Origin of the sequence: Serratia sp. NPDC087055, assembly GCF_044900985.1 — a bacterium.
Classification (GTDB): Bacteria; Pseudomonadota; Gammaproteobacteria; order Enterobacterales; family Enterobacteriaceae; genus Serratia.
Window position 1 is genome coordinate 526,704 of sequence record NZ_JBJDOG010000002.1, and the last position, 6,000, is coordinate 532,703.

Sequence of the window (6,000 nt, forward strand, 5' to 3'; positions counted from 1 at the left end):
TGAAAATCACATTTTTTTGTCACTTTTTGCAAAGTTAGTTCAATCTGTGATTCAAGCTTTGAATTGGCTATCTAACGCTTGAGTCTAGAGAGCGGAACGCGCATTATTGAAAGGATAAGCGGTGAGGCATATGTGCTAACGCCGTGTTTTTGCTTGTGTATTTATCCTGATTTGGTTAAGTATTCGGCAAATGAAAACGGCAGCCGAGGCTGCCGTTTTGTTTTTCTGCTGTTGCCAATCAGGTTATGCCGGGTTGGCAGCGATCACTTTGCTCACTTTGTCGGCCTGGCCGTTCAGTTGCAATTGCTTATACGCGTTTTCCATCAGCGGCAACGCATCGCGTGTCGCTTTGGTATCCGGGAATTCACGCAGCATCTGCTCGGCGCGATTAACGACCGCGACGTAGGCACCGCGTTTAGTGTAGTATTCCACCACCGAAAGCTCATACTTGGCCAGGCGGTCTTTCAGATACACCAAACGCTTGTTTGCATCGGTCACGTACTGACTGTTCGGATACTGTTGAATCAGCTGGCTGAAGTCGCGAAACGCAGCGCGTGCATGCTGAGGATCTCGGTCTGAACGATCGACCCCGAAGAAGCCTTGCAATGCACTGTCATCCAACGCCATATCGGTCAGACCACGCATGTACATCACGTAGTCAATGTTCGGGTGCGTTGGATTCAGACGCATGAAACGATCGATAGACGCCTGAGCCAGCGGTAAATCGGCAGATTTGTAGTAGGCATAAATCAGATCCAACTGGACCTGTTGAGAGTACGGCCCGAAAGGATAGCGGTTATCTAACGCTTCGAGTTGCGTAATCGCGCCCTTAAAGTTACCGTCCTGCAGTTTTTGCTGGGCAGTAGCATAGATTTCCGAAGGTGGGTTGTCGGGAACCGCATCCTTGGATGTGGAGCAACCTGCCAGCGCCAGGCTCAACGTGGCTGCCGCCACCAGATATTTCATACGCGTCATGACGTTTTGATTATCCTCAGGGTGTTATTCCGGGAGACTGTCCGTTAAGCTCCCGACAAAGACCAGGTACAATAGCACATTATATTAAACGGCATCGCCGTGAAAACCCAACGTTAACGAAGAAGCTGCATATGGCACAACAAGTACAACTCACCGCAACGGTGGCCGAATCTCAACTCGGACAACGTTTAGATCAGGCTTTGGCCGAATTGTTCCCTGATTATTCACGATCTCGCATAAAAGATTGGATCCTGGACAATCGGGTGCAGGTCAATGGCAAAACGATAAACAAACCGAAAGAGAAGGTGCTGGGGGGAGAGACGGTCGCCATTGATGCACAGATAGAAGAAGAAGCACGCTGGGAACCGCAGGATATCGCCCTCAATATCGTCTATGAAGACAGTGATATTTTGGTGATTAACAAACCACGCGATCTGGTTGTGCACCCCGGTGCCGGTAACCCGGACGGTACTGTGCTCAATGCGTTGCTGCATTACTATCCTGAAATTGCCGATGTGCCGCGTGCCGGCATCGTGCACCGTCTGGACAAAGACACCACAGGTCTAATGGTGGTGGCGAAAACCGTTCCAGCACAAACTCGACTGGTCGAAGCGCTGCAGGCGCGTGAAATCACGCGTGAATATGAAGCGGTTGCTATCGGCACCATGACCGCAGGCGGTACCGTTGAGGAGCCTATTTCGCGCCACTCAACCAAACGCACCCATATGGCGGTTCACCCAATGGGTAAGCCGGCGGTGACGCATTACCGTATTATGGAGCATTTCCGCGCGCACACTCGTCTGCGTTTGCGCCTGGAAACCGGCCGTACTCACCAGATCCGTGTGCATATGTCGCACATTAACCACCCGCTGGTGGGCGATCAGCTTTATGGTGGCCGTCCGCGTCCGCCAAAAGGCGCGTCAGAGGCATTTATTGCCGCACTGCGCGGTTTCGATCGCCAGGCACTGCACGCTACCATGCTGCGTTTATATCATCCGATCAGCGGTATCCAAATGGAGTGGCATGCGCCGCTGCCACAGGATATGGTCGATCTGATTAACGCGCTGAAAGCGGATACCGAAGAATTCAAAGATCAGATGAACTGGTAATGGATTCGCTCATCTTACCGGATTGGCCGCTGCCTGCTGGCGTAAAAGCCTGTAGCACAACCCGTGGTGGTGGCGTGAGTGCGCCACCCTACGATTCGCTTAACCTCGGCACTCACGTTGGTGATGAGGCTTGGGCAGTCGCGGATAACCGCCAACGGCTGGTGGACGGGGCTGAACTACCGCGGATGCCGGTTTGGTTGGAACAGATACATGGTACAGGTGTCGTGCGGTTAGATGGGCGAACGCCGACCGATCTGCGTGCGGATGCGGTTTACAGTAATGTGCCTGGGCAGGTGTGTGCAGTGATGACGGCCGATTGCTTGCCGGTGCTGTTTTGCTCGCAGGCCGGTGATGAAGTGGCCGCAGCCCATGCCGGTTGGCGCGGGTTATGTAATGGTGTGCTGGAACACACGGTGGCAGAATTTGCCACTGAGCCAGCAAACATTAACGCCTGGCTCGGCCCGGCGATTGGTCCAGAGCAGTTTGAAGTCGGCCCCGAAGTGCGTGCCGCGTTTATAAATGTTGATGGCGCCGCTGCGGCTGCCTTTATCCCACACGGCGATAAATTCCTGGCTAACATCTATCTGTTGGCCCGTCAGCGCTTACAGCGTGCAGGTATCCACGCCATCTACGGTGGTGATCGCTGTACGGTGAGCGAAATGAGTCATTTTTTCTCCTATCGCCGCGATGGAATAACCGGACGTCTGGCAAGTTTAATCTGGCTGATATAACCTATTGAATTAGGACGGTCCAAAGACGCATGATGTAGTACCGAAAATATACAGTCGAAATAACCTTGAAAATTTGAGGGATGACCTCATTTAATCTCCAGTAGCAATTTCGACCAAACTTGGAGGTGTTATGCGTCTGGATCGTCTTACCAACAAATTCCAGCTTGCCCTCGCCGATGCCCAATCTCTCGCACTTGGGCGCGACAACCAGTTTATTGAGCCGTTACATCTGATGAGCGCCTTGCTTAATCAGGAAGGGGGCACGGTTCGTCCACTCTTAACTTCTGCCGGTATCGATGCCGGGCGCGTGCGCACCGAAATCGAACAGGCTTTGTCTCGACTGCCTCAAGTTGAAGGTACCGGTGGTGACGTTCAACCGTCCCATGAGCTGGTACGTGTCCTGAACCTGTGCGACAAGCTGGCGCAAAAGCGGGCGGACAAATTCATTTCATCCGAACTGTTTGTGTTAGCGGTGCTTGAAGATCGCGGAACATTGACCGATCTGTTGAAAGCGGCTGGCGCGACAACCGATAAAATCAGTAAGGCCATTGAGCAAATGCGAGGCGGTGACAGCGTGGAAGATCAAGGTGCTGAAGACCAACGTCAGGCGTTGAAGAAATACACGATTGATCTGACAGAACGTGCTGAGCAGGGCAAACTTGACCCGGTTATCGGTCGTGATGAAGAGATTCGTCGTACTATTCAGGTACTGCAACGCCGTACCAAAAACAACCCGGTATTGATCGGCGAACCTGGCGTGGGTAAAACCGCCATCGTCGAAGGCCTCGCACAGCGCATCATTAATGGTGAAGTGCCGGAAGGCCTGAAGCATAAACGCGTACTTTCCCTCGATATGGGGGCATTAATTGCAGGTGCTAAATACCGCGGTGAATTCGAAGAACGTTTGAAAGGCGTGCTGAGCGACCTGTCCAAACAGGAAGGCAGCGTTATCCTTTTCATTGACGAATTGCACACTATGGTTGGTGCAGGTAAGGCCGACGGCGCGATGGATGCAGGTAATATGTTGAAACCTGCGCTGGCGCGCGGGGAACTGCATTGCGTCGGTGCGACAACGCTGGATGAATATCGCCAGTATATAGAGAAGGATGCGGCGCTCGAACGTCGTTTCCAGAAAGTCTATGTGGCAGAGCCTAGCGTTGAAGACACCATCGCCATCTTGCGTGGCCTGAAAGAACGTTATGAACTGCATCACCATGTGCAGATCACGGACCCGGCGATAGTCGCGGCGGCGACGCTGTCGCATCGATACATCTCCGATCGCCAATTGCCGGATAAGGCCATTGACCTGATCGATGAGGCTGCGTCCAGCATCCGTATGCAGATGGACTCGAAACCAGAATCACTTGATCGTCTGGAGCGCCGCATCATACAGCTTAAACTGGAGCAGCAGGCGCTGAGTAAAGAGTCTGACGACGCCAGTAAGAAACGGCTGGAAATGCTCAGTGGTGAATTGGAGCAGAAAGAACGCGAATATTCAGAGCTGGAAGAAGAATGGAAAGCCGAGAAGGCGTCACTTTCCGGTACGCAGAATATCAAAGCGGATCTTGAGCAGGCCAAAATCTCTCTGGAGCAGGCGCGTCGCGTCGGCGATCTGGGGCGGATGTCAGAATTGCAATACGGTAAGATCCCTGAGTTGGAAAAACAGCTTGCTGCGGCCACATTGGCTGAAGGCAAAACCATGAAGCTGTTGCGTAACCGTGTAACTGACGCAGAAATCGCTGAGGTACTGGCTCGCGCCACCGGTATTCCGGTCGCCAGAATGCTGGAAGGTGAGCGTGACAAGCTATTGCGCCTGGAGCATGAACTACATACCCGGGTCATTGGCCAGGATGAAGCGGTGAGCGCCGTATCCAACGCTATTCGCCGTAGCCGCGCTGGTCTGTCAGATCCAAACCGGCCAATAGGTTCATTCCTGTTCCTCGGGCCGACCGGGGTAGGTAAAACCGAGCTATGTAAGGCGTTAGCTTCGTTCCTGTTCGACAGTGACGACGCGATGGTGCGTATCGATATGTCCGAGTTTATGGAAAAACATTCGGTATCGCGGCTGGTGGGTGCACCTCCAGGTTATGTCGGTTATGAAGAAGGTGGGTACCTGACTGAGGCGGTGCGCCGTAGACCTTATTCCGTGATTCTGCTGGATGAAGTGGAGAAGGCGCATCCGGATGTGTTCAACATCCTGCTGCAGGTGTTGGATGATGGGCGCCTGACCGATGGCCAGGGACGTACTGTTGATTTCCGTAATACCGTGGTGATCATGACATCTAACCTGGGGTCCGATCTCATTCAGGAGCACTTTGGTCAGATGAACTACGCACAGATGAAGGAATCCGTCATGGAAATGGTGAGCCACCACTTCCGTCCGGAATTCATCAACCGTATAGATGAGGTGGTCGTGTTCCATCCTCTCGGTCAGAAACACATTGCCGAGATTGCCAAGATCCAGTTGGCGCGTCTGTACAAACGTCTGGAAGAGCGTGGTTATGCAGTAACGATGACCGAACCTGCACTGGAGCTGCTAGGCAAAACGGGTTTCGACCCTGTATATGGGGCGCGTCCGTTGAAACGTGCTATCCAGCAGGAGATAGAAAACCCGCTGGCGCAGCAAATCCTTTCTGGCAAACTGATTCCAGGCAAGTTGGTTACGCTGGATGTGGAAAACGAGCACATCGTCGCCAGGCAGTAATGTCTATATAGAGTGATTACGATAATAGGGAGCGGGAAACCGCTCCCTTTTCTTTATCTGTTTTTATTGGGCTTCCGATTTTTTGCGGGGTAACAGCCTTAAAACTCCCATTTTCTGACTAATAAATATCCTAAAATGGCCTTTTTGGTGGTTATTTGAGCGCTTGAAAAGTTTTTTGCATTTAGGGGTTGCGGCCTTCTGAGAACTCCCTATAATGCGCCTCCACTGACCGGGAACAACGACTCCTCTAACGAGAACCAGTCGCCCAGCCAGGAAGAATCAAGCCGGTGAAAACACCGTTTCTTAATAAGAAAAAAGCTTGACTCTTCAGCGGGAAAGCGTAATATGCACCTCCCGCGTTACCGAGAGTTATCTCAGTAACGAACGCTCTTTAACAATTTATCAGACAATCTGTGTGGGCACTCCACAAGACGATATCCAGAACCTTCGGGTTCGAAAAAATATCAAGTCTTGAAGAGTG

General features: G+C 52.2%; 4 protein-coding genes. 3 read left to right on the forward strand and 1 reads right to left on the reverse strand.

The genetic code is table 11. The annotated features are described in order from the left end of the window. Positions 1–243: 243 nt before the first annotated feature. A complete protein-coding gene (bamD, locus tag ACI2J2_RS16210) occupies positions 244–975 on the reverse strand; it encodes an outer membrane protein assembly factor BamD (RefSeq protein ID WP_209635248.1) in 732 nt (243 codons plus the stop codon). A gap of 131 nt (positions 976–1,106) precedes the next feature. On the opposite strand from bamD, the gene rluD reads away from it, so the two are divergent. The 3 genes from rluD (at position 1,107) to clpB (ending at position 5,519) form a co-directional block, all read left to right on the forward strand. After that, a complete protein-coding gene (gene rluD / locus ACI2J2_RS16215) occupies positions 1,107–2,084 on the forward strand; it encodes a 23S rRNA pseudouridine(1911/1915/1917) synthase RluD (protein WP_209635249.1) in 978 nt (325 codons plus the stop codon). After that, on the forward strand, positions 2,084–2,815 hold the full coding sequence (gene yfiH / locus ACI2J2_RS16220; RefSeq protein ID WP_404760427.1) for a purine nucleoside phosphorylase YfiH: 732 nt from the start codon (positions 2,084–2,086) through the stop codon (positions 2,813–2,815). Before rluD ends, yfiH begins: the two co-directional genes overlap by 1 nt. 130 nt (positions 2,816–2,945) lie before the next feature. Next, positions 2,946–5,519, forward strand: a complete 2,574-nt coding sequence (gene clpB / locus ACI2J2_RS16225; protein WP_209635253.1) for an ATP-dependent chaperone ClpB — start codon at positions 2,946–2,948, stop codon at positions 5,517–5,519. Positions 5,520–6,000: the final 481 nt, after the last annotated feature.